This window comes from Paenibacillus sp. 01T424 (genome assembly GCF_056398745.1).
The window spans coordinates 20,713-45,865 of the sequence record NZ_JBFTPZ010000009.1 but is presented as its reverse complement, the minus strand read 5'-3'; the positions used below and the strand labels follow the sequence as shown (position 1 = coordinate 45,865).

The window sequence follows — 25,153 nt, the reverse complement described above, 5'->3', positions numbered from 1 at the left end:
TTCTTGCTCTGACGCTGATTATCGGGCATAAAAATACATCGCCATGCTGGTCACAAGTACCATGGCGATGTATTCAGCATGTCCATGCTGCTATATTCAGGAACTGCTTGTTGACTCCTGGTTGACTTCGACGTTTCAGATCATAGCACAAAAAGTACATCGCCACATTCGCGATGTACTCCAAGTTACATACTATTATGCCGATTAAGCCTTCTCTTCGTCCCCCACCGCAACCGGATTCCCCTCCACAGAACTCCAATCGCTCCAACTCCCCGCATACAGCTTCACATTGCGGAATCCTGCGTCTTGCAATGCGAATACGTTCGGCGTAGCCGTCACGCCTGAGCCGCAGTACACGATAATCTCATCGTCCTGCGACAATCCGTTGAAGCGAAGCTTCTGCTCCTCTGGCGATTTCCAGCTGCCGTCGGCGCGTTTGCCTTCGTTCCAGAAGCGATTGATCGCGCCTGGAATATGTCCAGCCTTAGGATCAAGCGGTTCTACTTCGCCGCGATAGCGAGGGGCTTCACGGGAATCGATGACCACCGTTCCCGCTTTGCCGACTCGTGCCTTTACATCGGCTTGGCTAACCAGCATCTCATCGCGTACGTTTACAGTGAACTTAATTCCTTCTATTAAAGAAGGGACATCCGTTCTAACCGGATATCCCGCCGCTTGCCAGCCTGCGAATCCGCCTTCTATTAAATAGACTTGTCCATCATGCCCAAGCTATTGCAGCAGCCAGCGCAGACGGGATGCCATCGCGCCGCCTTGATCGTCATATGCGATAACTGTCGTATGATTGCCAATGCCAATCCGCCCAAGGAGATCTGCCAGCACCCGCGGCTCCGGCAATGGATGACGACCGCCTTCTCCATTCGGACGCTTGGGACTGGAGAGATCCTCGCTTAGATTTAAGTAATAAGCACCGGGAATATGAGCTTCTGCATACGCTCGCTTACCCGCTTCAGAATCGTTAAGCGCGTAGCGCGCATCCACAATAACCGTCCCATTCACACCAAGCTGCTCCAGCACCCAATCCGCTTTTTTAAAATAGGTCATCTCATCCATCCCCTCTACTATTTCTAAAATAGTGCTGCCGCTCGCATATCAATCATTTTTATCATCATCTAACGCTCTCTTTTCATCAAAACACTCCGCTCTATCACTCCGATGGCCGCTGCAGCAGCAGCGCAAAAAACGCTCCCGTTATTTCAATCGCCTTCTCCAAATCATCCGTCGTCCCTGCAAAAGGATGCACCGCTCCGAAAGTATGGTTCGCTCCTTCCAGCGGTGAAAAACGATGCTGCGGAGCAGCAGCTTGGAGAAGATAGTATCCTGTAAGCAATCGCCCAGCATCCCCCGTTCCTTGAATGAATAACACAGGCGTTCGAAGTGACGCCGCTTTAGCTGTGATAGCGAAGCGCATTCGATTCCGATCCAAATCCTCGAAAAACGCAGCGTTAATCGGCATTTCCTGCTTTGTCCTTGCATTCGTCACATAGCCTACCCCATCCCGCAATACCTGCTCGCGGAATTCTTCTCCAAACAGATTGGCCTTCGCTATTCCGTTCCATGTTACTACGCCGCGAATTTCCGGATGCTCGGCTGCGAATATTACGCTATTCCCTCCGCCGCGGCTATGCCCTACTATGAAAATTTGCTGCTTATCCATCAGTTCATCAAGCGGAAGCCTTCCCTCGAGCAAGGCTGCAAGCACAGCTGACAAATCCTTTTGCTCCTGCGAGTAGGTGTTCATCCCGAACTTATCTAGCTCGTCAAAATCATGCTCATTAACGCCGTTAAACGAAAAGTTGAACGTAATAACCGCAAAGTCCTGACCCGCGAATTGCTCGGCCGCATAAGGGAAGAACGCCCAATCCTTGAACCCTTTAAAACCATGCACAAAGAGGAGGACCGGCTTGCGTCCCCCATCTTCCTTCACTCTTATATCGCCTCTTACATACACTCCCGGGTCCAGTTCCAACATAAATGTCTGATGCAAAATACTCCCATTACTCAATAACAGCACCTTCCCCGTCAACATATTTCATTCTATAGCAGCTATTCACTCAGTTAATACCATATCTATCTACCCTGATCATATCACCAACGTGCATTATAGAGGCGGGATTACCTGTAAAATAGTACAAAAAAACTACACCCACGCATCGTTCGCATATCCACGCGCTTCCCAGTACCCTACATGCTCGCCTTTAATCAGCTCAATTCGGTTTAACCATTTTACGGACTTATAGGCATACATTTTCGGTACAATGAGACGAACCGGTCCGCCGAGATCACTCGGGATCGGCTTCCCATCATGCATGACCGCCACCATTACATCATCCATGTCGGCCTGCTCAAGTGTAAGGGTATCTGTATATACACCATCACCCGAGTAAAGCTTCACCGTCTCCGCACCGGGCTGCACACCCGCCATTTTCAGCAATTCTTTAAGTGGAATACCCTCCCACGTGTTTTTGTAAACGGACCAACCGGTCACACAGTGAAAATCACTGACCTGCACCGTTCGCTTCAGCGCCACAAACTGTTTCCAATCCCACTTAAATGTCTTATCGACTAACCCGTCTATCGTAAAGTTCCAATCCGCATTTGTAAAAGAGGGAATCGGCGTTACCGTGTATACACGGAACTGTCCAACAGCTCCTCCACCCGTTGGTGGGGCTGAAGCAGGCAGCGGCTGCGGGGCTGGCAGAAGCATATTGGCATCATTTTCGATCAGCTTATCGATGCTCTGGCTTCCGCCTACACTTCCAAGCGAGTTCCCGAGCCATTTCAGAAAAGAAGGCCCGATCGTGACAGCCAAGCCTATGCCAATTGCACCGCGAATGAATGCTTTGCGCGTATACACCGGCTGAGGCGCTCCCGCTGGATGGATGACGCCCTCTTCCTTCTGCTCGTTTTTGACGGTACGGCGATTCGGCTCCTTCAGCCATTTGACCCGCGTGATGGAATGATAAATGATATAAGGAAGACCAACCCATGTAAGGAGATCATGAATGACTAATGCCACATTAGACACGCTTGGCCCGACGGCTCTAAACTGCCACAGCAGCACGCCCGATCCGAACCAGCCCAGCAATAAGCCTAACACGACGAGTACGTTAAATCTTTGCCAAGGCTTTTGCTTCAACTGCTTCCAATGCTTGCCCGCCAGCGCCAGATAATAGACAACAGGCAGGATGGATGCTATACCGACAACGACATGCGCCCACTTTATCCAAACGCGAACCTCCCCAAGAACGCCGCGCCAGAAGCCGCCCACCAGTATAAGCCCGGTTAATGCCAAAATAACGACAATCCAGCCGTTCCAAGCATGCAGCGAAACGAGCTTTTTACCATAACCCTTGCGAAGACGCTCCAACAGTCCACTCATCGGCTAAGCCTCCTCTTCTCCTCTAAGTCTTTTTTTCGAAAAAAACTTATCCGTATCTTCTGCCGCCTCATACAACGTGAACCAAAATAAGCTCCCGTGATGACTAGGCTGCTGCACGCCTATTTCCCCTCCATATTGCTCTACTAATAGCTTAGCGATGGAAAGTCCAAGTCCCGCACCTCCGCTATCCCGGCTTCGTGAACGGTCTGATCGGTAAAACCGCTCGAAGATCCGCTCTCTATCGGCTTCCGCCACACCTTCCCCTTCGTCAATAACGGAAAAGCGGATAAGCTTCTCCTGCTGCCCGTACCATTCTTCTGCTTCTATTAAAATTAAACCGCCTTGCGGCGAATGCCTCACCGCATTTTCGAGCAAGTTTTGTAGTATGCGTTGCAAGTGACGCGGCTGCATCGTTAAACGAAGCGAAAGCTCCGGCAGCTTAACTCTAAGCTGCAACGATTTCTCATCCAAAGGCTTCGTAAACCGCGGCAACAGCTCGACAAGCACATCCTCCACATTCGCTGGTTCAAACACCGCAGGCTCATGCTTCTTCTCATCCAGCGTCGACAATTCGAACAAATCCTGAATTAATTCGCCAAGTCTTACCGTCTCGCTCCGTATCGTCCCCAAATAATACTTGAAAGATTCTTCATCTGAAATGACACCATCCTCTAACGCTTCTACATAGGACTGCACAGAAGCAAGTGGTGTACGCAGATCATGCGCCATGTTCGCAACGAGTTCCCGCTGCGCCGCCTCGACTGCTTTTATTTGCCGGAAGCTTTCCTCCAAGTGGATGCCCATATGATTGAATTGTTCCGCTAGCTGCTTAAACTCCCTCAGACCTGTATGCTTTACCCTAGCCTTCAAGTCTCCTGCCGCAATTAGCCCGGCCCCCTCACCGATCCTTCTAACAGAATCCTCAAGCGGCCTCACGAACAGAAAGTAAAGCATACACGAAACTATACCCGCTCCCACGGTCGCAAGCGTCAACAAAATGAACTGCTCCTTGGACAGTAACATAAACCGGTAGAACACCAGCTGCAAAATAATAATAAACACGATACTGATTGTATTAGCCAGCATGAGGTAAGAGCGAAGCTTCATACAAATGTTCCTTTGCCGTCCAGCTTATAGCCAATTCCCCATACGGTCTTAATCCAGCTTGGATCGGAAGGATTCTCCTCAATTTTCTCCCTCAAACGACGAATAAGCACCGTAACGGTCGTCGTATCGCCATGATAAGCGAAATCCCATATCTGGTTAAGCAGCTGGCTACGGGAGAATACCTTTCCTGGATAAAGTGCAAGCAGATGCAGCAAGTCAAATTCTTTGGCCGTGAGATCTGCCTCCGCTCCATTAACAACAACCCTTCTCTCCTGCGGAAAGATTGATAATCCGTCAAAAAAAAGTGACTGCCCTGACCCCCCGTCACCGCTGCCATTCGTCTCCGTCCCCTGCTTCTTTGCCACGCTGCCGGCCAAAGACCTTCTCAATATATTTTTAATGCGCAGGACCAGCTCCCTCGGACTGAACGGCTTCGTTATATAATCGTCCGCGCCCATCGTTAAGCCTAGCAACCGATCGGCCTCTTCTCCCCGCGCCGTAAGCATGATGATCGGAGTTTCCTCTTCCTGACGAACCCGATCGCATACCTCCAGACCTCCGAACTTTGGCATCATCAAATCGAGAACGAGCAGGTCCGGCCGATGCTCTCGCCATAGCCGCAAAGCCTCCTCGCCGTCTGCCGCTACCCAAACCGTCCATCCCTCACGTTCCAAATAACGCCTACACACATCTCTTATATTCCGTTCATCATCGGCTACTATTATTTTCGCGCTCAATGCGGGTTCACCCCTCTTTCCTAAAACTTATATCCTCTTCTTAAATTATAACGCCGATAGGACACGGATACGAGTATAGCTGTCTTTTATAGCAATAATTCCCCCGCCATGAGGCGGAGGAATTTTTAAAAAAAGCACAACACACCTTAAAGACCATCCAATAATGCTTGCTAGTTCTTATATAGCTTCATCCGTTGCAGTTTGTGCAACCGAATCACCACTCCTATAGCCGCCAAAATCGTACTAACCATTATTTTCATTGCATTTCTGCTATCTAACTTCCAAGTTCGGGTTTTATGTGAGCTTTGCCAAACAGATACTTTGCTGAATCATCTCCCTAGTTATTTCACCAATCCCCATTACATCTTTTCTTCAGTCTTCATCTCATCCGTTTTCATTTCATCTTTCTTCATATCGTCAGTTTTCATTTCATCCGATTTCATCTTGTCTGTCATCATTTCGTCGGACTTCATCTCATCTTTCTTCATATTGTCAGTCTTCATCTCATCAGTCATCATTTCTTCGGACTTCATTTCGTCGGATTTCATCTCATCAGACTTCATCTCGTCTTTCATTTCCGTTTGAGAGTTTTCTTTGCCCATGTTATCATTATTCGCGTTGCACGCGCTTAACACCAACATGCCCCCTAGTATTAGTGAAGCCAACATACTTTTTTTCAAAATAATCTCCTCCTTGGAATATCCTATTGTTCTTCTACGGACCAATCGTATCGAACATTGCTAACCATCCAAGAACAATACACTTTCGAAATCATTAGTAAACTATTACAAAAGTATTACATCTCCTCTATCCTGAGGGAAGATAAGTCATTTTCGATCTTTTCATTAAAATCTTGGAACCAGATCCATATGCTTCGCCCCATTGTCCTTTTTTAGATGTTCTACGTAGGCTTCCGGATAATAGCTGTCAGCTTCTATGGAATTAGGAATTTCTTCTAACCTTGAAAGCTCCAAAAATCATGCCAATCCACTGCATCTTTCAACTCCCTGTTGATTCAGAGCATAAAAAAAAACACCGCTCAAGGCATATTGCCTACTTAGCGGTGTATTCAAATCCTACATCGTATCTACACTGTTTCCATAATTTCCACTTAAATCGATCCCAAAATAAAATAAAGCAAGAAGAAAAATGCGATGACGTACATCGTTATCGATACTTCTTTCCTTCGGCCTGTGACCAGCTTCAGTATTGGGTAGGCAATGAAGCCAAACGCAATCCCATTCGCGATACTAAAGGATAGCGGCATAACTGCCATCATCAGATAAGCTGGAAAAGCTTCTGTAAAATCATTAAACGGAATCTCCTTAATGCTCTGAAACATAAGGCAGCCAACAATGATGAGTACAGGTGCAATTGCACTGTTTGGGATTATTTTGAAAAGAGGAATCATAAACAAAGCAGGAATAAACAAAATTCCCGTTGTAAATGAGGTTAGCCCCGTTCTCCCGCCTGATGCGATGCCTGTTGCAGACTCAGCTGCTGTCGTCATCGGACTACAACCCAGAAGTCCTGCACTAATTACCGATACAGAGTTAGCCTGAAAAGACCTGCGGAACTTCGCCTTGTCTGGAAGCATCCCCAGCTGAGCTCCCATATTTTGAAAAATAATGACCATCGATAACGAAAAAACGGCTGTCCAAAAATTAAGCGTGCCAATTCCACTAAAGTCCAAAGCAAAAAACAACTCTCCGTACCCATTAAAGGAAATACTAAAATCACGTAATGTTGAAAAATCGACGATACCGAGCAGTGCACCAATGCCTGTGCCTGCGATAATGGCAATCAAGAAGCTGCCTTTTACATTTCGCATGAAAAGCGGTATCGCAATCAATAAAGTCAATATCGTCGTTAGGGCATAAGGATCACTCAGCTTAGCCAAAGTAACGAAAGTTCCTTCGCTCGCAACGATGATCCCCCCATTTTTCAAGCCTAGAAAAGCAATAAAAAGACCAATACCGGCGGTCATGGCGTTAATCATCGACGTCGGGATCGAGCGCGATAGATAGTCGGCCCCTTTCGTTACCGCAGTTAACATAAATACAATGCCCGCCAAAAATACTGCTGCAAGTGCTTGCTGCCACGTAAGTCCTAACGAGAAAACCAAAGTAAAAACAAAAAATGCATTGTCTCCCATCCCAGGGACGAGAATTAACGGTGATTTTGCCCAAAGTGCCATCAGCATGCAACCGATAAAAGAGCAGATTACTGTAACAATCGTAGCTGCTTCATAAGGCATGCCGGCTAGCTGCAAGATGGCGCCATTGACCGCAATGATATAGGCAACCGTCATAAATGAAGTTGTTCCTGCAACTAACTCTGTACGTACCGTCGTGTTTTCTTTTTCAATATGGAACATTTTCTGCAATCGACTTCCCAAGTGTATAACCACCTTTTATCGTTTCCCAACATCATAGGGTTCCCCTAATGCTTTGGGTGAACGAGCTTTCCCTACTGCTCCAATTAATACGAGTAATGTTAAGACGTATGGAAACATATAGAAGAACTCATTTGGAATGCTAGCAGCAAAATCAAAGATTTGCAATTGGTCCTTTGCTGCTTGGGCTAAACCAAAAAATAGTGAAGCAAGCATCACGCCTATCGGATTCCATTTTCCAAAAATAACAGCCGCAAGCGCAATATAGCCTTGTCCAGAAATGGTATTAAAAGCAAAGTTGCCATTTGAGGTAAGTACAATCGTTGCTCCGCCAAGAGCTGCAAGTGATCCGCTTAAAATAACAGCGATGTAGCGCGTGCGATTTACTTTTATTCCAACCGTGTCTGCTGCGCTTGGATGTTCACCAACAGAACGAAGCCTTAGTCCACCTGAGGTCTTAAACAAATAAGAAAATAGGACGATGACTAATGCAATGGCAATATACGTAGTCGGATAGGCATTGAAGAACACATTGCCAATGAACGGAATGTCGCTTAAATAAGGAATCGTCACCTTATGAAATACAGTCGTTAGAAGCGGTGTTTCTGCTGAGCCGTCAAAAAGTAATTTCACGAAAAAGAACGTTGAGCTTGCTGCGAGAATATTGATAACAACCCCGCTCACAACCTGATTCGCCTTAAATGTAATCGAGGCGACTGCATGAATGCTAGAAAAAATAATGGTAAATAGGAAGGCTCCAAGCAAGCCTAACCAAGGGGAGAAACCGCCAAAGCCCGCTATTTCCGCATAATGAGTCGTTATTGCAGAGAAGAAGGCTCCCGATACCATAAACCCTTCCAGTCCAATATTAATGACTCCCGAGCGTTCGGAAATGAGTCCACCGAGTGCAGCAAAGATAAGGGCAGTTGAGAATACGAGCGTCCCATTTAGTAAATTGCCAATTACCTCCATCTGTCACACCTTCTTCTTTGATTTTAGTTTAATCGTCCGGAAAAGCAACTTAACGATGCCTGGTGCAGCTACAAAAAAGATAATAAATGCAATAATCATCCGAATAATTTCGCCTGGCACCTCTGCTCCAAAGCTCATGCCTTGTGAACCATAGGTAAGGCCCCCAATGAGGGACGCGGAGAGGAATACGCCAAGTGCGCTATTGCCGCCAAGCAAAGCTACTGCTATTCCATCAAAACCGAGGCCAGATGAAACCGAGTTGATAGCCACATAGTTGAACACGCCTAACACTTCAAAGGTACCAATCAAACCGCCAAATACGCCTGAAATAAACATGGTACGAACCATAACATTCGAAACCTTCATTCCTGCATATTTTGCAGCATCAGAATTAAGTCCAACTGCCCGCAGCTCATAGCCCCATGTGGTCTTGGTTAAATAGATGTGGTAAAAAATAACCGCAACAATCGCAATCACGAATCCCCAGTGGATACGTGCGCCATCCATCAGCTCAGAGAGCCAGCTAATTTGTATGCTGGCAGATTCATGGATCAAGGCGGATCGTTGCGTACCTGCTTGTGGGATGAACGTCCGAATAATATAATTCGCCAAATAAAGCGCAATAAAATTAAGCATGATGCTGGTAATCACTTCATTAATACCACGTTTTGCCTTAATATAACCCACAAGCGCTCCCCACATTCCGCCAAGCAAGGCGCCAACTAGGACAGCCAGCAGCGCATGCAGCACAGGTGGCAGACTAAACTGTGTGCCAACAATTAAGGCGCCGAGCGATCCCATAATAATCTGACCGTCTACGCCAATATTAAACATGCCGGAACGAAAAGCGATCGCTACGGCCAAGCCGCTCATCATAAGCGGTACAATCGTACGCATAGCTTCTCCAAAATCGTAACGGCTGCCGAATATTTTATCGATTAGCGATTTATAGGCCAGCACTGGGTCGTAGCCGCCAATCCACATAATAATGGCGCCTAACAGCAAACCCATAACAATGGCAACAAGAGGGATAAGTGCAGATTCCCGTTTGAAAATACTCATTATTTTATTCATGGATGCCTTCTCCTTCATGCTTGCCTGCCATCATCATTCCTAATTGCTGATCATTTGTTGTTTCTGGCGTGGTTTCTCCAACAATTTGTCCGCCGAATAGGACCAGAATACGGTCTGCTACATTGAGTATTTCATCCAGCTCAAACGAAATCAGCAAAACAGCCTTGCCTTGATCACGTTCTGCGATTAACTGCTGATGCACAAATTCAATCGCGCCTACGTCCAGCCCTCGCGTGGGCTGAGCCGCAATCAAGACCTGCGGATTTTTATCGATTTCGCGTGCGATAATGATTTTTTGTTGGTTTCCTCCTGACATCGAACGAACGAATGTATCAATGCCTGGTGTGCGTATATCGAACTCGTTCACTAACCGCGTTGCCATGTCATCCATCGTTTTCTTATTAATAAAACCATGCTTGCTTATTTCTGGTTGATAATACGTTTGCAAAATTGTATTTTCACTGACAGAAAAGTCCAGAACGAGTCCATGTTTATGCCGATCCTGCGGAATATGTGACATTCCCGCTTCAGAAATCGTACGCGGAGCAAGATTGGCGATGCTTTTGCCTTGCAGCCAAATTTCACCTGAACGTATGCTTTGCATACCTGTTAAAGCTTCAATTAGCTCTGACTGGCCATTGCCGTCTACACCAGCAATACCGACAATCTCGCCCGCTCGTACGGAGAAGCTTAGATCATTAACAGCGGCCTTGCCGTTACTGCCTGTAACCACTAAATTTTTCACTTCTAATAACGCTTTTTTCGGGTTAGCCGCTCTTTTGGCAGTTTTAAAATTAACTTCTTTACCGACCATTTTTTCCGCTAATTGCTGCGCATCGCTCGATGCTACTTCCACACTTTCAATTCGCTTACCGCGCCGAATAATGGTGCAAGTATCTGCTATTTCCATAATTTCCTTAAGCTTATGAGTAATGAGGATAATAGACTTGCCCTCAGCCACAAGACGCTTCATAATAGCCAGTAATTCTGTGATCTCTTGCGGAGTTAACACAGCAGTAGGCTCATCAAAGATTAGAATATCTGCTCCGCGGTATAGTGTTTTTAAAATTTCTACGCGCTGCTGCATCCCTACACTGATCGATTCGATGGTTGCCATTGGATCAACATCAAGCTTATAACGTTCAGATAGCTCTTTTACCTTTTTACTTGCTCCTTTAATATCAATCTTCATCCCCTTTTTGGGTTCCATTCCGAGAATGATATTTTCCGTTACTGTAAAAGGCTCTACCAATTTAAAATGCTGATGTACCATCCCAATTCCAAGCTCAATTGCCTTGTTTGGACTATCCATCAGCTCATGCTTCCCATTTACATGAATCTCGCCTTCGTCTGGCTGATATAATCCGAATACGATACTCATTAGGGTGGATTTCCCTGATCCATTTTCCCCGAGCAAAGCATGAATTTCTCCACGCTTTAGCTGCAAGCTAATCGAATCGTTAGCGACTACGCCGGGGAATCTTTTGGTTATCCCTTTCAGCTCTAACACGACATCTGTCTTAGTCATATAAGACCCTCCCCAAAATATTCGTCCCCTCACTCTATCTAGGACAATGATAGAAGAGGGGACGAAATCGCATTATTTTTCCGGTACGACGATCTCGCCATTAATGATTTTCGTGCGATATTCCTCGACCTTAGCAAGAACTTCCGGCGCTACATTAGTTTTCGAATTTGGAGCAATATCGACTCCGTTTTCTTTGAGGCCCATTAATGTCACTTTACCCGCCGGGAAATCGCCTTCAGCTAATTTTTTTGAAGCTTGGTAAACAGCCTCATCTACTTTTTTGATCATCGAAGTTAATGTAACATCATCTCCGAAGGTTAAAGATTGATCTTTATCCACGCCAATGACCCATACTTTTTCGCCCTTGCTGTTACGTTCCTTCGCTTCATTAAATACACCATTGCCTGTTAGTCCTGCTGCATGGAATATGATATCTGCACCATCGTTATAGATGGTAGAAGCTGCAGATTTCCCCATATCTACCCGGTTGAATAGCCCTGTATAGTTAACGATCAATTTTGCATCTGGATTTACAGCTTTTATCCCTTCGCGGAAGCCCGCTTCAAATCGTTTAATAACGGGAATATCCATGCCGCCGATAAAGCCGATTTTATTTGTTTTTGTCGTTAAACCTGCGATAACACCAACTAGGAACGAACCTTCTTGCTCTTTAAAAGAAATAGCGGCTACATTCGGGAGAACAAGGTCAGAATCGACAATTCCAAACATCTTATCTGGATTTTCTTTGGATAGCTGTGTTACTGCATCAGCTAAAGTGAAGGCAGTTGCCCATGTTAAATCATAGTTTGCTTTGACAAATTGATTTAAGTTAGGAACAACATCGCCATCTGTTTTTGGTTCCAGGTACTTCACTTCAAAACCAAAGTCCTTCTTTAATTTCTGCAACGCTTCCCAAGCACTTTGGTTAAAGGATTTATCATTCACACTGCCAAGGTCAGTAACCATTCCGACTTTCAGCTTTTTAAGCTCTTGTTTATTATCTGTACCTGCAGCCCCTGCGTTGCCCGTATCACTTTTTTGACCGCATGCAGTTATGACTAACGTAAAAATCAGTATTAAAGGCAATAATGCTTTCATTGTTTTTTTCATTGTAAATTCCCCCTAATGTTTTATTCCTCGTTATTGGTTTGTTTTACTAACAAATCCAAGAAGCTTTCCCCGATAGCTGGTTTAGTGACCATGAAATTTTCTGCAATCGTTGCAGCTAAATCAGCAAATGTGTTTCTTATGCCAATAGAAATGCTATCCTTTGCTAACGATGGGCTGTAGATCAAGATGGGTACATATTCACGGGTATGATCCGTTCCTAGCGCAGTTGGGTCGTTGCCGTGATCAGCCGTAATGATAAGTAAATCGTTGTCGCTCATTTGCTGCATAAGCTCTGGTACATATTGATCGAACTCTTCAAGGCACGCAGCGTATCCTTTAGGATCACGGCGATGGCCGTATAAAGAATCAAAATCAACTAAGTTTGTGAATAACAATCCGTGGAAAGGCCGATTCAGCAGCTTAATCGTTGCCTTGATGCCATCCAAATTGCTCTTTGTTGGATAGGATTCACTAATTCCTTGCCCTGTGAAAATATCGTTGATCTTCCCGACCGAAATAACATCGAGGCCTTCGTTCTTCAGATGATCAAGCACGGTTTCTCCAAAAGGCTTGAGTGCATAATCATGCCGATTAGGTGTGCGTTTATAAGCGCCCGGCTCACCGATGTAAGGCCTCGCTATGACTCGGCCAACTACATAAGGATCATTCAAGGTTAGCTCACGCGCAATTTCACATGCATGATATAGCTCATTTAATGGAATAACATCCTCATGAGCTGCGATTTGGAATACGCTGTCTCCGGAAGTATAAACAATCCACGCGCCCGTTCGGAGCTGCTCTTCTCCATACTCGTCCAAAATTTCAGTTCCAGAAGCCGGCTTGTTTCCAATCACCTTGCGACCGGTCATGGCTTCGAACTTCTCAATCAATTCCGCTGGAAATCCATCGGAATAAACGTGAAAGGGCACCTTTACTTCGAGTCCCATGAGTTCCCAATGACCCGTCATCGTATCTTTGCCTACCGATACCTCCGCCATCTTGCCATAACATGCTAGAGGTTTAACCGCTTTCAAGATGGTAGCGAGTGGTGCAATATTACCTAGACCCAAAGCTGTAAGATTTGGTAATTTCATGTCTGGTACTTGCTCGCAAATATGTCCTAAGGTATGGCTGCCTTCATCTCCGAAAGCTGCAGCGTCCGGTAATGCACCGATACCAACACTATCCAGCACAATTACGCTTATTCGCTCGAATTTCATAAATACACCTCATTTCTCAAAAAAAAGCTAAGGCCATGCATTGCTATTTTCCACCCAATCCATGCTACAATACGTTTCTAGCCGTTTCGCAATCTCTTACCTAAGAGTTGCTTAAATATTGAAATGCGAAAGGAAAATTCTTATGATCGACAACATCTCAGACATCTCGATTTTCTCGGACATTCCTAAGGATGAATTGCAAAAAATAACCCCATTGCTCAAAGAACGACGGTTCAAAAAGAACCATGTTCTAATGTTTGAAAATGACCAAAGTGACGAGGTTTATCTTATTCGCTCAGGTATGATCAAGATTTATCGCATGTACGAAGGAAAAGAAGTCGTTCTGAGTATTACTAGTGCCGGCGATATCATTGGAGAAGTAGAAGCCCTCTCCAGCGACAATCATCGGATCTCATCCATAGAAGCCTTAGAAGACGTCAACGTTTGGCTGCTGTCAAAACAGGATTTCCTGCAGCTTGTGGATCAATATCCTTCCATCCTGCGAAACGCTTACAAAATTCTTGTAGAGCGAACTCGGATGCTCAATCGCATGATTCGTTATTTGACCTTCCATGACGTACGTGGAAAAGTAGTTAATCTCATTATGGATCTCTATTACAACTATGGAGTCGCCAGTGATAACGCATACAAAATCGATTTAAAAATTAATCAATCCTTGTTCGCCAACATGCTCGGAGTCACGCGAGAATCCATCTCCAAAACGCTGGGTGAGTTTCAAGCCGAAGGACTGATCGACATTCGTGATAAGTACTTATACCTCCTTGATAAGGAAATGATAGAATCGATCTGTAATGAAACCGAAGAGCTTCCTGCAATGCGTAAGTGGCATAACATTTAACGATGCCGTGCACCTAATAATACAAATGACAGCGCTTTATTTCCGTAACTGCGCTAACAGTTATTTTGTGAACCAGTTCACAAAAGTTAAGTAATCCCTTTAACATAATGTGGATATCGAATCATGCTATGATTCTCGTGCATTCTTTTTTGTGATGCACGATAAGAAACATTGGAGGGAATTCACATGAGTTTTCATATTGAAGCAAAGATTGGCGAAATTGCAGAATCCGTCTTATTACCTGGAGATCCGCTGCGCGCAAAGTATATTGCGGAGACCTTCCTCGAAAATGTCGTCTGTTACAACAATGTACGTGGCATGTTAGGCTTTACAGGCACATATAAGGGCAACCGTGTATCGATTCAAGGTACAGGAATGGGTATGCCTTCTGCGTCCATATATATTCAAGAATTGATCAACGATTATGGTGCCAAAAATCTCGTTCGTATCGGAACATGCGGCGCTATTCAAAATGATGTGAATCTCCGCGATGTTCTTATTGCGCAAGCAGCGGCTACCGATTCAGCTATCATTCGCAACCAATTCCCTGGGTTTGACTTCCCTCAGATTGGAAACTTTGATCTAATTAAAACCGCTTATGAAATTGGAGAGGCTAAAGGCCTTAACCTGCGCGTAGGTAACGTGTTATCTTCTGATGTTTTCTACACGGAAGACAAAGATGCCGTGACCAAGCTAGGCCGCCATGGCGTATTGGCAGTAGAAATGGAAACAGCCGCACTTTATTATTTAACAGTTAAATTCGGCGTAAAAGGTCTCAGCCTCCTAACGGTAAGTGATCATATTCTTACTGGAGAACAAACGACTGCACAAGAGAGACAAACGACCTTCAACGATATGATTGAAGTCGCACTAGAAACCGTAGCTAAATAGATCTTTTACTAACAATTAGAAACCTGTCACAGCTCATCAACCTATATATTGAATTAAAAAAAGAGCTCGATTCCATTTTGGAATCGAGCTCTTTCTCTGCATAAAGCCTACATGGCGATGAATTCAATTCTTCCATACTACATTACGTCTCTTAGCTCTTACAGTCAGCTGACCAGACCAAAGACGGGGCATCCCCTTTACTAAAGTCCGTTTTAAGTTCTTTTAGATCTCTATATATTAGATAAATATGGTATTTTTTATATAGAGGGAGAGGCTAAATATGTGGAGGTTTGTTCGCAAAATTATGTTTTCCCTGCTCGTCATTCTTGTGGTGCTGGCAGGTCTCGGAGCCGCTTATCAATGGTACGGTTCCAAGCAGGACCGAAAAACATATAGACCTACCGGGAAACTGTATAATGTAGCAGGCAGCAAAATGCATCTCTATTCGGAAGGTATAGGCGATACAACAATCGTCTTTGCTTCAGGGTGGGGAACGACGAATCCCTACGCCGATTTTTATCCTTTGTATGAAGGACTGAAGCAGCATGTGAAGATTGCTGTCTATGACCGTTTCGGTTACGGATACAGTGATACGACAGACAGAAAGCGGGACATCAATATGATAACCGACGAGATTCATGAGCTGCTTCAGGTCTCTGGGCAGAAACCGCCTTATATTTTTGCCGCCCATTCAATGGGCTCTCTGGAAACCATCCGGTACGCGCAACGTTTTCCAGAAGAAGTGAAGGGTATTCTGCTTATAGAGGGCGGAAGCCCTGAATATTACAAGTCCAGCCCGGAGCTTACTCTTATTCCTTGGATTCAAAAAGGACTCCGGACATTTGGCATACTGCGGGCCTTGTATCATGTGGATGGCTTCGTAAAATGGCTATCCGATGAAAGCAACGGGGAGAAGCTATTGCCGGAGGAGCTGAAGGAATTAAACCGCAAAGCCTTGCTGCTAAGGACTGGAAACCGAAATATGACGGATGAAATGAGCCAAAGCCGAGAGAATGCCAAAATGGTGCTTGAGGGAGGAAAACCGCTGAAAATTCCCATTACCGTATTGACTGCAGACTATTTTGGCAAGCTGGACGATGATCCGTCATGGGCAGACAGTGAAGCAGCGCTTCCATCATGGTCTGTTTCTGGCAAGCAAACCATCGTGAAAGGCAGCTCCCACTCCCTTCATAGCTATCAGCCAGGCATTGTTGTTGATGAGCTGCTTCAATTGGCGGGTCATGCTGAAACATTAGAATAGATTAGCTATAACAAAAAAAACAGATCATCCTCCTAAGAGGAATGATCTGTTTTCTTAAACGGTCTTATTTAATGCCTTGCTCCGTAACATACGCTTGCCATTGTTTCGTGTATTCCGCTTGAATTTTCTCAAGGCCTGCTTGTTTTGCTTTTTCCATGAACGTTTTCACGCCATCTTCTACGTTTTTCACGAGACCTGCATTCAGCGGGAACAAGTATTGTTTCTCTACCTGCTCAAGTGCTGCTCTCTCAGCTTGGTAAGGTGTGTAATCTTCTGCGAAACCTGTGAATTTATCAGGTACTTGAATTTTATCAAGCTCATCGAAGATCGCTTTTACGCCATCATAGTTTTTGTCGAACAGCATGAACTCAGGGTTTCTCCATGCCCAACCATTCATGCCCTCACGAGGGAAGCCGTTGGAATTGGAATCGCCGATCATCGAGTAATAGCCGTCTTTTACTTCATAGTTTTTGCCTTCTACACCGTATTGCGTAAGCATGTTGTAGCGTTTGTCCGTAACCAGCTTCTCGTAGAACGCAAGCGCGCGCTCAGCGTTTTTGCTGCTAGCTGGAATAGCGAATCCGTTGTGGATCGGGTGAACTGGCGTTGCAATCCCATTTGTTTTTGGGAATGGGTGGTAGCCCAGCTTCCAATCCGGGTGAGTTGCTTGAATTTTGATAACCATATCATTATAGCGAGTCGGGTTGTCCCCAATAATTGCTGCAGCTTTGCCGCTTGTGATTTGATCCTGCAGCGTATCTTTAACAGCCAGCACGTTTTTCACCATGTAGCCGTTATCCTGCCAACGCTTCATTACCGTCAAATCTTGAACTTGCTCATCTGAACCCCAGTAGGAATGCACTTCATTAGGTGTTGCATAGTCGATGCCGATACCGTATGGCAGCGCACCAACTGGAGAGTGGGAAATACCAATGAAACGATCCATTAGGTTTGTTTTCACATCCGAGTTCATCGAAAGCGGTGTAACCGTCGGTTCATTTTTCTTGATTCCATCTAGGTATTGCTCGAACGTTGCAATATCTACAGGAGTAGGCAGATTGTATTTCTCGCGAAGATCTTCACGCCATACAAAACCATCCGTTACATACTCTTTGTACGTAGCTGGAACCGTGTAGATTTGACCGTCGATTTTTACAGCTTCCCACATATCTGCTGGCACGTAAGAGTTTAGCGTAGGCGCTGCTACGGGAAGAATCTTGTCGAGCGCTTGGAAAGCGCCTTTCTTCGCATACGATTGGTATTGCGTCCAATCCGCTGTGAAGATCAAGTCAACCTGTTGGCCTGATCCAAGCAATAACTTGTACTTTTGATCCCAATCTGTCCAAGACGTGTAGTTGAATTTAACGGTAGCATTCAAATCTTCCAATGCCATTTTGTTGACTTGCTCTTGAATAGAAGCGATATCTTTAGGAGCATCGCCTAACATATAAAATTGCAATTCCACTTTTTTCGACGTATCGATACCTGATTTTTCGCCGCCTTCATTCGTTGCGCCTTCGTTAGTTGTACCCTCTGTGTCTTTTGGAGCATCGGTAGCGCTACTGCCGCTGTTTCCATTGTTATTCGATCCGCAAGCTGCTAGTACTGTAATAAGCACGATGATGGATAGAAACATGGAGACCGCTTTTGCTGCTTTCTTAGTCATGTGAATCCTCCCTTTAATAAGTTCTTATCTATGTTAGCTAAACGTGGAATGATTGATCCCTTGTCTAGTTCTAACCTTTAACCGCACCAATCGTCAATCCTTTTACAAAATAACGCTGCACGAACGGATACAGGAACAGGATTGGTCCTGTAACGATAATGGACATTGCCATCTTCGTTGATTCTGTCGGCATGTCGGAGCCTAGCGAGACGCCAGTTCCCGAGCCCATTTGCGCAACGAAGCTCATCGCATTAATCACGTTGTACAAGTAATATTGCAGCTGGTACTTCGTCGTGTCGTTAATAAACAACGAGGAAGTAAACCAGTCATTCCAATAATGAAGCGCCAGGAACAAACCTACGGTTGCGATACCCGGCATCGACAGCTGAAGCACAATTCGGCTATAAATGGTGAAGTCGTTTGCGCCGTCAATTTTAGCCGATTCAATAACCTCATCCGGTACTGCGGAGCGGATAAAGTTTTTCATCAGAATAATAAGGAAAGGCGTCATAAGACCCGGCAATATCAACACTTCAAGCTTGTCAGTCAGCTTCAAATACTTGGTCATTAGGATGTACCAAGGAACCAGTCCGCCGCCAAACAGCGTCGTGAAATAAATCATAAAAGCGAAGAAATTGCGATATTTGAAATCCTTGCGCTGCAGGACGTATCCAGCCATCGTCATCAGGAACAATCCAAGCGTCGTCCCGATAACCGTGGTTAGCGTGGTGACGCCATAGGCTTGCAATACCTGCTTCGGAAAACGGAACACCGTCGCATAACCCTCAAATGAAAACACGGTTGGAATGAGATGGTAGCCATCTCTTATAATCGCTTCATTTTGCGTAAAAGAAGCAGATATAATGAGCAGGAACGGAAACAAGCAGGCTACAGTTGAAATGAGGATGACTATAAAAGCGATGAGTCTAAACCATTTCATATAATTGTCGTCTTTGATTTTCATGGGTACCTCCTACAGTTAGCTGATAGCAATTGCTTCAAATCGTTTAAAACAATGCGTACTCGTCGTTGATTTTCTTGATGATATAGTTGACGGTCATGATGAGAACAAAGCCGAATAGCGATTGGTATAAACCAGCGGCTGTCGACATGCCGATATCGAACGTCACTTTCAGTGAACGGTACACATACGTATCGAGAATATCTGTCGTATTGTAAAGCACGCCGTTGTTGCCGATCAGCTGGTAGAACAAGTCGAACTGGCCTTTCATAATACTTCCGAGTGCGAACAGCAGGAGCATAACGAATGTTGTCTTCAGCATCGGAACGGTAATGTACCAGATACGCTGGAAAATGTTCGCGCCGTCGATTTTGGCAGCCTCATAATACTCTTCGCTAATTCCAGTAATCGATGCCAGGTAGATAACCATGCTGTACCCTATATTTTTCCACAGGTAGAAGATGATAATAAGGAACACCCACACCCATGGCGTATTGTATACGTCCAATGATTCGTATCCGAATGACTTCAGCGTCGAATTCAGAAATCCGCTCTCATAGTTGAACACGTTGTAAACGATGACACTAAGAATAACGAAGGACACGAAATACGGTAGAAACATGATCGATTGCGTCAGCTTCTTAAACCATTGCAAGCGCAGCTCGCTTAATAGAATGGCAAGCGCGATGGCGAGCACGTTTCCGAGTAGAATAAATACGATGTTATAGCCGACCGTATTTAAGGTTAATCTTGCGAGAACCCCCGATTTCCATAAAAACTTGAAGTTGTCGAGTCCAACGAATTGGCTATTGAACAAGCTTGTGTTGAAGTCGAACCTTGTGAAAGCGTAGTAGATACCCACCATTGGAACATACGAGTTAATTAGGAAGAAGATAAGCGCCGGCAATAACATAAGGAAGAGTATACGATTCGTTACAAGCTCCCTAAGCACTCCATTTTTTTTCAACATGCAGATGATGTCTCCTCTCAAAGCGTTCTTTTCTATTTCGTGTTGTCTGCTGTTCTCACTGTACGCCGCCCCTGTTTTGGGAGAAAGAGTAAGATTGCAAAGTCAGTGAACGAATTAGCGAAATGAACAGTGAACGATTTAAACTTTTATGTATTAACAAGCCATTTCACACGGAATAGGCGTCAAAAAAACCACAAGATCGTCTGCTCGAAGTGTCATTCGAGACGAACGAAATCGTGGTTTTTAGAATCATTGCTTATGCTTTTTGCAAAATCATAACGCCATGCGGCTCTATTTCTACCGTTCCACTCACCTGACGATTAGTTAATAGGTCGAAATAGCTCACATTTTCGAGAGAAATCGTCGATTGATGGCTGTTATGGTTCAAAACAAACGTATATACTTGATCCCCTTTAACTCTCTGTGCGAGTTCTACACCTGCTGCCGCTGTGAACGGAGCAACAATCTGATGTTTTGCACACAACGTTTGGATCAGATCCGCTAACAGCTTTTGTTCCGGCGCTGTAGCTACGTAATAGGCTTCACCTGAACCAAATGCGTTTACCGTCAGCGCTGGCATGCCCGCGTAAAAATCTTTGCCATACGTCCCGATTGCTCTCGCACCCTCAAGATGAAGAAGATCACATAGCAAACCGCACTCATACGTTCCTGCTACATGGCCAAATGCCTCGCCAATTTCAACACTATTGCGCATCTCAGGCAGCAGGCTGTCAATCTCCTCCACCCATAGTCCCAGCAAATTGCGGAGCTTGCCCGGGTATCCGCCAAGCGTAACCAAGTCGTTCTCGTTGACGATGCCGCTAAAGAAGGTGGTGATGAAGGTGCCTCCATTTTGTACAAACGCTTCAATTCGCTCAGCAACACCTGGCTTTAACATATATAGCACGGGAGCAACAAGTATTTTGTATTTGGAGAAATCGCTCAGCGGACTGAGCACATCGATCGCCACATTCTGATCGTAAAATGCTTTGTAATACTTTTGCGCTTGATCCAAATAATTCAGGTCAACACTCGGTCCGCTCGTAATTTCTACCGCGTTCCATGTATCAATGTCGAACAATAACGCGACCTCGGCATGAACCTCTGAATCAAGCAAACGATCGCCAAGTTCATCAAGCTCACGCCCGAGCGCAGCACATTCACGAAATACTCGCGTATCCTCGTGACCAACATGCTCGATAACTGCACCATGATATTTCTCGCATGCCCCGAATGAGCGGCGAAGCTGGAAGAACATAACCGTGTCAGCGCCATGCGCAACGGCTTGATAGCTCCAAAGCCGCATCACGCCGGGACGCTTTAAGCTATTATAAGGCTGCCAGTTTTGCTGGCTCGGTGTTTGCTCCATCAGCATGAAGGGCTTGCCGTCCTTTAAGCCGCGCATATAGTCATGGCGCATCGCCACATTGCCCATAGGCTCATTCATTTGCGGATAGCTGTCCCAAGAGACAACATCCATCGCTTCGCCCCATTTTTTCAGATCAAGACCGTTAAATAAGCCCCAAATATTCGTCGTAATCGGAATATCCGGCGTAACCGCCTTCAGCTCCGCATATTCAATTTGGTAGCAGCCGAGAATAGAATCGGACATAAATCGCTTGTAATCAATCGCCATGGGCTGGAAATTACGGTTATCTCCGTTTAAATTGGATGGCGGTACGATTTCCTCCCATTCATAGACGGTGTGTCCCCAAAAGCTCATATTCCACTCAGCGTTCAGCCGCTCAATCGTCTCGTATTTCACCTTCAACCATTCGCGGAATTCCGCCGCACAGCTGCTGCAATAACAATGCGTGCCGTATTCGTTGTTAATATGCCAAATGAGCAGTGCCGGATGATCTTTGTATCGCTCGGCTAGTTTACGCGCCAGCTGACCCGATAATCTGCGATAGGTCTTGCTGTTTGGACAAAAGTTCGTACGTGCGCCATGCGTGCGCTTCCTTCCGTCCACATCAACAGGCAGCACATCCTCATATTTGCGCGACATCCATGCCGGCTGTGCAGCGGTTGATGTGGCGAGACAAGCATAAATCCCATTTTCCGCGATGAGGTTCAGCAGCTTGTCCAGCCAGCCAAAATCATACGTATCCTCCGATGGCTGCAGCTTCGCCCAGCTGAATACAGGAAGCGTTACTACATTAATTCCCGCTTCTTTAAACAGACGCATATCCTCATGCCATATCTCCTCCGGCCACTGATCCGGATTATAATCTCCTCCATACCAAATCTGCTTCAGCTTCGTATTAATCATATCTTCACGGTCCCTTCTGCCATTAGCGTCGAATTCCGTGACATTCTAACGGATAAAGCACCCCGTTGTCATCCAACTTCCAGCGTTTCGCCGATAAGTTCACTGTGGTTTATATTGTTCACTCCATAAAATCAAGTTCATTCACCTTCATTTATTTGGTTCATTGCACCAAGCTGCAAGTGAAGATTATAATGTTCCTTGTATCAGCGAGCTGACTAGTGAAATATTCAAACTAATTCCTAAAAGGCACACGATCAACGTTTGGCTATATAGGGAAGCGCTTACGCTAATACAGTTAACCATGTTAATTCCAAAATGTTCTACATATATAAAGGGGGAGCCAACATGCCAGCTGTTCAATTGAAAAACAACGGAAAACTATACAGTAAGCTGCTGTTCACGATCACTTTGTGCATCGTGCTTACTCTAATGGTATCCTCCTTGTTTAATTTCTTCACTTACATGCAGATTGACTTGAAGAAAGCCTACCAGTCAGACGTCAGCAATCTAACCCAAACGAGTAAAGAAGTCATCAGCATGACCGAGAGCGCACAGTCCCTCTCCTTCCAAATCTATCGAACCTTCAGTGTCTCTAAGCTAATGTTCTACAATGACCCTAACATCTATGATGTTACAGCAGCGATGAACGAATTGAACAACTATTTGAACTCTATGCCGTTCATTGAATCCATTTATGTGTACAATTCGGCCAATGGCTTGTTTTACACTGCCAGCCGTCAAGCCGAAGGGGGCACGTTCAATAAAGAGGAGCTTGCGGATAAAGGGATACTTGATATTCTCGATAACTACCAGGAGTATCGTCCGTTCACGCCTATTCCGAGAACGTATAAAACGGTTAACCTCACCGGTGAGCAGTTAACGAAGGCTTATACCTATTTAGGTTATGATGCTATCGGTCGAACGCAGACGATTAATTCTGCTGTTATTATTAATATTTCTTCCGCTTGGATCAACAAAGACATTGGCGTCAATAAGAGCGACAGCGAGGGTAAATCCTATATTCTCGACAATCAGAACCTTCTGTTATCCGGCGATACCCTTTTACCTAAAAAACTAAGCAACGAGGATAACCGCATCATTAATGAAAAGATTAAAAACAAAGAGTCCGGTTATGTTGTTGCCGACTTTGACGGAAAGAAGTCTCTTATCTCGTATACTTCTCCCGATTCCTTGGACTGGCAATACGTACGTGTGACACCATACAAGCATGTAACTAAAGCTATTTATTCCATCCGGAATACAACGATCATGATTGCTGTCATTATTTTGGTCATCGGCTTATTCATTTCATGGCTGCTCTCTCGTATGCTGTATCGTCCTATTCATCAAATTATGAATAAGATGAACATTCTCGAAACAGAAAAACGCAACAGTTCCTATACCATTAGGCAAAATATGCTGCGCAGCCTTATCCAAGGCTCGCAATCGCTGCAAACGAACGCACAGCTGCAGAAGCTGATGGTCAGCGGAATTACTTTCGACTTCCATGCGCGTTACCGCGTCGTCCTCTTAAAAATTGACGAGCTCGCGGCTCTGAAGCAAAATCGCGGCGACGATCTGCATGTCTATAAGTTTGCCATTATGAATATCGCTTCCGAGATTGCTCATAACGATTATCGCGTAGAAACCGTCGACATGGATGCCGATTATGTCATCATGCTTCTAGGCCGGCCCGACGAATCCGATGAGCTTGATGACGAGATGCTTCGAAACATGCTTGCCAAAATTCAGCGTTCCTCGTTGGACTTTTTGAAAATTGGTCTCTCGATTACGTATAGCCCTGAGGCCTTTCAGGCACAGCAGCTCTCTACCCATTACAAGCTGGTGAAGGAAGCATCGCAGCACCGTTTATTCTATGGTCTGGGCTCTTTAATTAACGGACAGGATATCATATCTCTGAAATCGAAGGAATATATCTTCCCTGCTGACAAAGAGCGGAAATTGACCGATGCCTTAATGACCTCAAAGACCGAGGAAGCCAAAAAACTGTTTGCAGAAATCGTGCAGGAAACGGCGCAATATCCGATCCATGTCGTTCAGCTCGCCATCTCGCATCTAACGATGACCGTCAACAATATTTTGTTCACGATCCAAAAAAACAACAGCTTGGACGTTGAAGCAAGCCTAAGCATCCATATTCCAACACCAGATCATTTTGAAACGATTAATGAGCTTAATGAAGTTTTCTTCTCCTTGTTCGATGACATTCAAATGAAGCTTTCAATGAAGCGCTCCACCAAACAAGGTGATCTAATTCGCAAGATTAACGATCTTATCCAAAAGGAATACGCGAATCCGAATTTGAGCCTGAACTGGATTGCTGATGAATTAGACATGTCATCCATCTATTTGAGCCGGGTATATAAGCAGCAGACGCTTGCTACTATTGTTGATGTCATTAATAATGTACGTATGGAACGTGCGAAGGAGCATTTGGAGAATACCGATTTGTCGATCGTAGATATCGCGGTAAAGAGCGGCTATACGAGCAGCTCCTACTTCCACCGAATGTTTAAGAAAAGCTTTGGCGTAACGCCTTCCGATTATCGTAAAACGAAGCTGGGTTAACACTTTCTGCTCTCTGCGAATAATCGCAGCACAGTTAGATTACTTATATTGTACCCCTTTCCTTTGCTTTATGTAGAGCAGAAAGGGGTATTTTATTATATTTGGCTAGTAATGCGTGATCTCAACAAAGAGCAGTAGTGT

21 protein-coding genes are annotated in these 25,153 nt (G+C 45.0%); 4 read left to right on the top strand and 17 right to left on the bottom strand.

The annotated features are described in order from the left end of the window. Positions 1–204: 204 nt before the first annotated feature. The 13 genes from AC1DPK_RS09850 to deoB form a co-directional block, all read right to left on the bottom strand. Entirely contained in the window at positions 205–597 is a 393-nt protein-coding gene (locus AC1DPK_RS09850) for a sulfurtransferase (RefSeq protein ID WP_441877961.1), read from the bottom strand. Between the two features lie 132 nt (positions 598–729). After that, positions 730–1,062, bottom strand: a complete 333-nt coding sequence (locus tag AC1DPK_RS09845; protein WP_441877959.1) for a sulfurtransferase — start codon at positions 1,060–1,062, stop codon at positions 730–732. Between the two features lie 103 nt (positions 1,063–1,165). Beyond that, the gene (locus AC1DPK_RS09840) at positions 1,166–2,023 is read right to left on the bottom strand and encodes an alpha/beta hydrolase family protein (RefSeq protein WP_441877957.1); all 858 of its coding nucleotides are present in this window, start codon (positions 2,021–2,023) and stop codon (positions 1,166–1,168) included. A 135-nt stretch (positions 2,024–2,158) separates the two neighbouring features. After that, positions 2,159–3,400, bottom strand: coding sequence for a molybdopterin-dependent oxidoreductase (locus AC1DPK_RS09835; protein WP_441877955.1), 1,242 nt, complete (start codon positions 3,398–3,400; stop codon positions 2,159–2,161). A gap of 3 nt (positions 3,401–3,403) precedes the next feature. Then, complete coding sequence (locus AC1DPK_RS09830; RefSeq protein WP_477510162.1) at positions 3,404–4,507, bottom strand: sensor histidine kinase; 1,104 nt, start codon at positions 4,505–4,507, stop codon at positions 3,404–3,406. Beyond that, positions 4,504–5,244, bottom strand: a complete 741-nt coding sequence (locus tag AC1DPK_RS09825; protein WP_441877951.1) for a response regulator transcription factor — start codon at positions 5,242–5,244, stop codon at positions 4,504–4,506. Before AC1DPK_RS09825 ends, AC1DPK_RS09830 begins: the two co-directional genes overlap by 4 nt. A gap of 359 nt (positions 5,245–5,603) precedes the next feature. Continuing rightward, positions 5,604–5,924: a hypothetical protein gene (locus AC1DPK_RS09820; protein WP_477510161.1), complete on the bottom strand. Its 321-nt coding sequence runs from the start codon at positions 5,922–5,924 to the stop codon at positions 5,604–5,606. 431 nt (positions 5,925–6,355) lie between these two features. Continuing rightward, positions 6,356–7,621, bottom strand: a complete 1,266-nt coding sequence (locus AC1DPK_RS09815; protein WP_477510228.1) for an NCS2 family permease — start codon at positions 7,619–7,621, stop codon at positions 6,356–6,358. Between the two features lie 36 nt (positions 7,622–7,657). Then, positions 7,658–8,611, bottom strand: a complete 954-nt coding sequence (locus AC1DPK_RS09810; RefSeq protein ID WP_076271622.1) for an ABC transporter permease — start codon at positions 8,609–8,611, stop codon at positions 7,658–7,660. 3 nt (positions 8,612–8,614) lie between these two features. Further along, positions 8,615–9,685, bottom strand: a complete 1,071-nt coding sequence (locus AC1DPK_RS09805; RefSeq protein ID WP_477510160.1) for an ABC transporter permease — start codon at positions 9,683–9,685, stop codon at positions 8,615–8,617. After that, complete coding sequence (locus AC1DPK_RS09800) at positions 9,678–11,213, bottom strand: ABC transporter ATP-binding protein (protein WP_441877941.1); 1,536 nt, start codon at positions 11,211–11,213, stop codon at positions 9,678–9,680. The genes AC1DPK_RS09805 and AC1DPK_RS09800 overlap by 8 nt, the downstream gene beginning before the upstream one ends. A gap of 72 nt (positions 11,214–11,285) precedes the next feature. Next, entirely contained in the window at positions 11,286–12,323 is a 1,038-nt protein-coding gene (locus tag AC1DPK_RS09795; RefSeq protein ID WP_076271625.1) for a BMP family lipoprotein, read from the bottom strand. A 20-nt stretch (positions 12,324–12,343) separates the two neighbouring features. Beyond that, positions 12,344–13,543 carry a phosphopentomutase gene (deoB, locus tag AC1DPK_RS09790; protein ID WP_477510159.1) on the bottom strand — a complete coding sequence of 400 codons (1,200 nt, stop codon included), beginning with the start codon at positions 13,541–13,543 and terminating at the stop codon, positions 12,344–12,346. A 142-nt stretch (positions 13,544–13,685) separates the two neighbouring features. Here deoB and AC1DPK_RS09785 point away from each other — a divergent pair, with 142 nt between their 5' ends. From AC1DPK_RS09785 to AC1DPK_RS09775, 3 genes are all read left to right on the top strand, one after another. Continuing rightward, entirely contained in the window at positions 13,686–14,402 is a 717-nt protein-coding gene (locus AC1DPK_RS09785; RefSeq protein WP_477510158.1) for a Crp/Fnr family transcriptional regulator, read from the top strand. Positions 14,403–14,588: 186 nt separating this feature from the next. Then, complete coding sequence (deoD, locus tag AC1DPK_RS09780; RefSeq protein WP_076271628.1) at positions 14,589–15,293, top strand: purine-nucleoside phosphorylase; 705 nt, start codon at positions 14,589–14,591, stop codon at positions 15,291–15,293. A gap of 280 nt (positions 15,294–15,573) precedes the next feature. Then, positions 15,574–16,554 (top strand): alpha/beta hydrolase, encoded by a 981-nt coding sequence (locus AC1DPK_RS09775; RefSeq protein ID WP_477510157.1) that lies wholly within the window; start codon positions 15,574–15,576, stop codon positions 16,552–16,554. A 64-nt stretch (positions 16,555–16,618) separates the two neighbouring features. Here the strand turns inward: AC1DPK_RS09775 and AC1DPK_RS09770 are convergent, their stop codons facing one another. The 4 genes from AC1DPK_RS09770 to AC1DPK_RS09755 all read right to left on the bottom strand — a co-directional run bounded on the left by AC1DPK_RS09770 (position 16,619) and on the right by AC1DPK_RS09755 (position 22,423). Then, the gene (locus AC1DPK_RS09770) at positions 16,619–18,226 is read right to left on the bottom strand and encodes an extracellular solute-binding protein (RefSeq protein ID WP_179089946.1); all 1,608 of its coding nucleotides are present in this window, start codon (positions 18,224–18,226) and stop codon (positions 16,619–16,621) included. 64 nt (positions 18,227–18,290) lie between these two features. Next, entirely contained in the window at positions 18,291–19,184 is an 894-nt protein-coding gene (locus tag AC1DPK_RS09765; protein ID WP_339206543.1) for a carbohydrate ABC transporter permease, read from the bottom strand. A 43-nt stretch (positions 19,185–19,227) separates the two neighbouring features. After that, on the bottom strand, positions 19,228–20,151 hold the full coding sequence (locus AC1DPK_RS09760) for an ABC transporter permease (RefSeq protein WP_083682713.1): 924 nt from the start codon (positions 20,149–20,151) through the stop codon (positions 19,228–19,230). A gap of 256 nt (positions 20,152–20,407) precedes the next feature. Next, positions 20,408–22,423 carry a beta-galactosidase gene (locus AC1DPK_RS09755; protein WP_477510156.1) on the bottom strand — a complete coding sequence of 672 codons (2,016 nt, stop codon included), beginning with the start codon at positions 22,421–22,423 and terminating at the stop codon, positions 20,408–20,410. Between the two features lie 345 nt (positions 22,424–22,768). Between AC1DPK_RS09755 and AC1DPK_RS09750 the strand changes: the two genes are divergently transcribed. Beyond that, positions 22,769–25,012 carry an AraC family transcriptional regulator gene (locus AC1DPK_RS09750; RefSeq protein WP_477510155.1) on the top strand — a complete coding sequence of 748 codons (2,244 nt, stop codon included), beginning with the start codon at positions 22,769–22,771 and terminating at the stop codon, positions 25,010–25,012. Positions 25,013–25,153: the final 141 nt, after the last annotated feature.

Coding starts and splice junctions, on each gene's coding strand:
- AC1DPK_RS09850 (WP_441877961.1), bottom strand. CDS start 597: ATGCTGGTTAGCCAAGCCGATGTAAAGGCACGAGTCGGCAAAGCGGGA.
- AC1DPK_RS09845 (WP_441877959.1), bottom strand. CDS start 1,062: ATGACCTATTTTAAAAAAGCGGATTGGGTGCTGGAGCAGCTTGGTGTG.
- AC1DPK_RS09835 (WP_441877955.1), bottom strand. CDS start 3,400: ATGAGTGGACTGTTGGAGCGTCTTCGCAAGGGTTATGGTAAAAAGCTC.
- AC1DPK_RS09830 (WP_477510162.1), bottom strand. CDS start 4,507: ATGAAGCTTCGCTCTTACCTCATGCTGGCTAATACAATCAGTATCGTG.
- AC1DPK_RS09815 (WP_477510228.1), bottom strand. CDS start 7,621: ATGTTCCATATTGAAAAAGAAAACACGACGGTACGTACAGAGTTAGTT.
- AC1DPK_RS09810 (WP_076271622.1), bottom strand. CDS start 8,611: ATGGAGGTAATTGGCAATTTACTAAATGGGACGCTCGTATTCTCAACT.
- AC1DPK_RS09805 (WP_477510160.1), bottom strand. CDS start 9,685: ATGAATAAAATAATGAGTATTTTCAAACGGGAATCTGCACTTATCCCT.
- AC1DPK_RS09800 (WP_441877941.1), bottom strand. CDS start 11,213: ATGACTAAGACAGATGTCGTGTTAGAGCTGAAAGGGATAACCAAAAGA.
- AC1DPK_RS09795 (WP_076271625.1), bottom strand. CDS start 12,323: ATGAAAAAAACAATGAAAGCATTATTGCCTTTAATACTGATTTTTACG.
- deoB (WP_477510159.1), bottom strand. CDS start 13,543: ATGAAATTCGAGCGAATAAGCGTAATTGTGCTGGATAGTGTTGGTATC.
- AC1DPK_RS09785 (WP_477510158.1), top strand. CDS start 13,686: ATGATCGACAACATCTCAGACATCTCGATTTTCTCGGACATTCCTAAG.
- deoD (WP_076271628.1), top strand. CDS start 14,589: ATGAGTTTTCATATTGAAGCAAAGATTGGCGAAATTGCAGAATCCGTC.
- AC1DPK_RS09775 (WP_477510157.1), top strand. CDS start 15,574: ATGTGGAGGTTTGTTCGCAAAATTATGTTTTCCCTGCTCGTCATTCTT.
- AC1DPK_RS09765 (WP_339206543.1), bottom strand. CDS start 19,184: ATGAAAATCAAAGACGACAATTATATGAAATGGTTTAGACTCATCGCT.
- AC1DPK_RS09760 (WP_083682713.1), bottom strand. CDS start 20,151: ATGTTGAAAAAAAATGGAGTGCTTAGGGAGCTTGTAACGAATCGTATA.
- AC1DPK_RS09755 (WP_477510156.1), bottom strand. CDS start 22,423: ATGATTAATACGAAGCTGAAGCAGATTTGGTATGGAGGAGATTATAAT.
- AC1DPK_RS09750 (WP_477510155.1), top strand. CDS start 22,769: ATGCCAGCTGTTCAATTGAAAAACAACGGAAAACTATACAGTAAGCTG.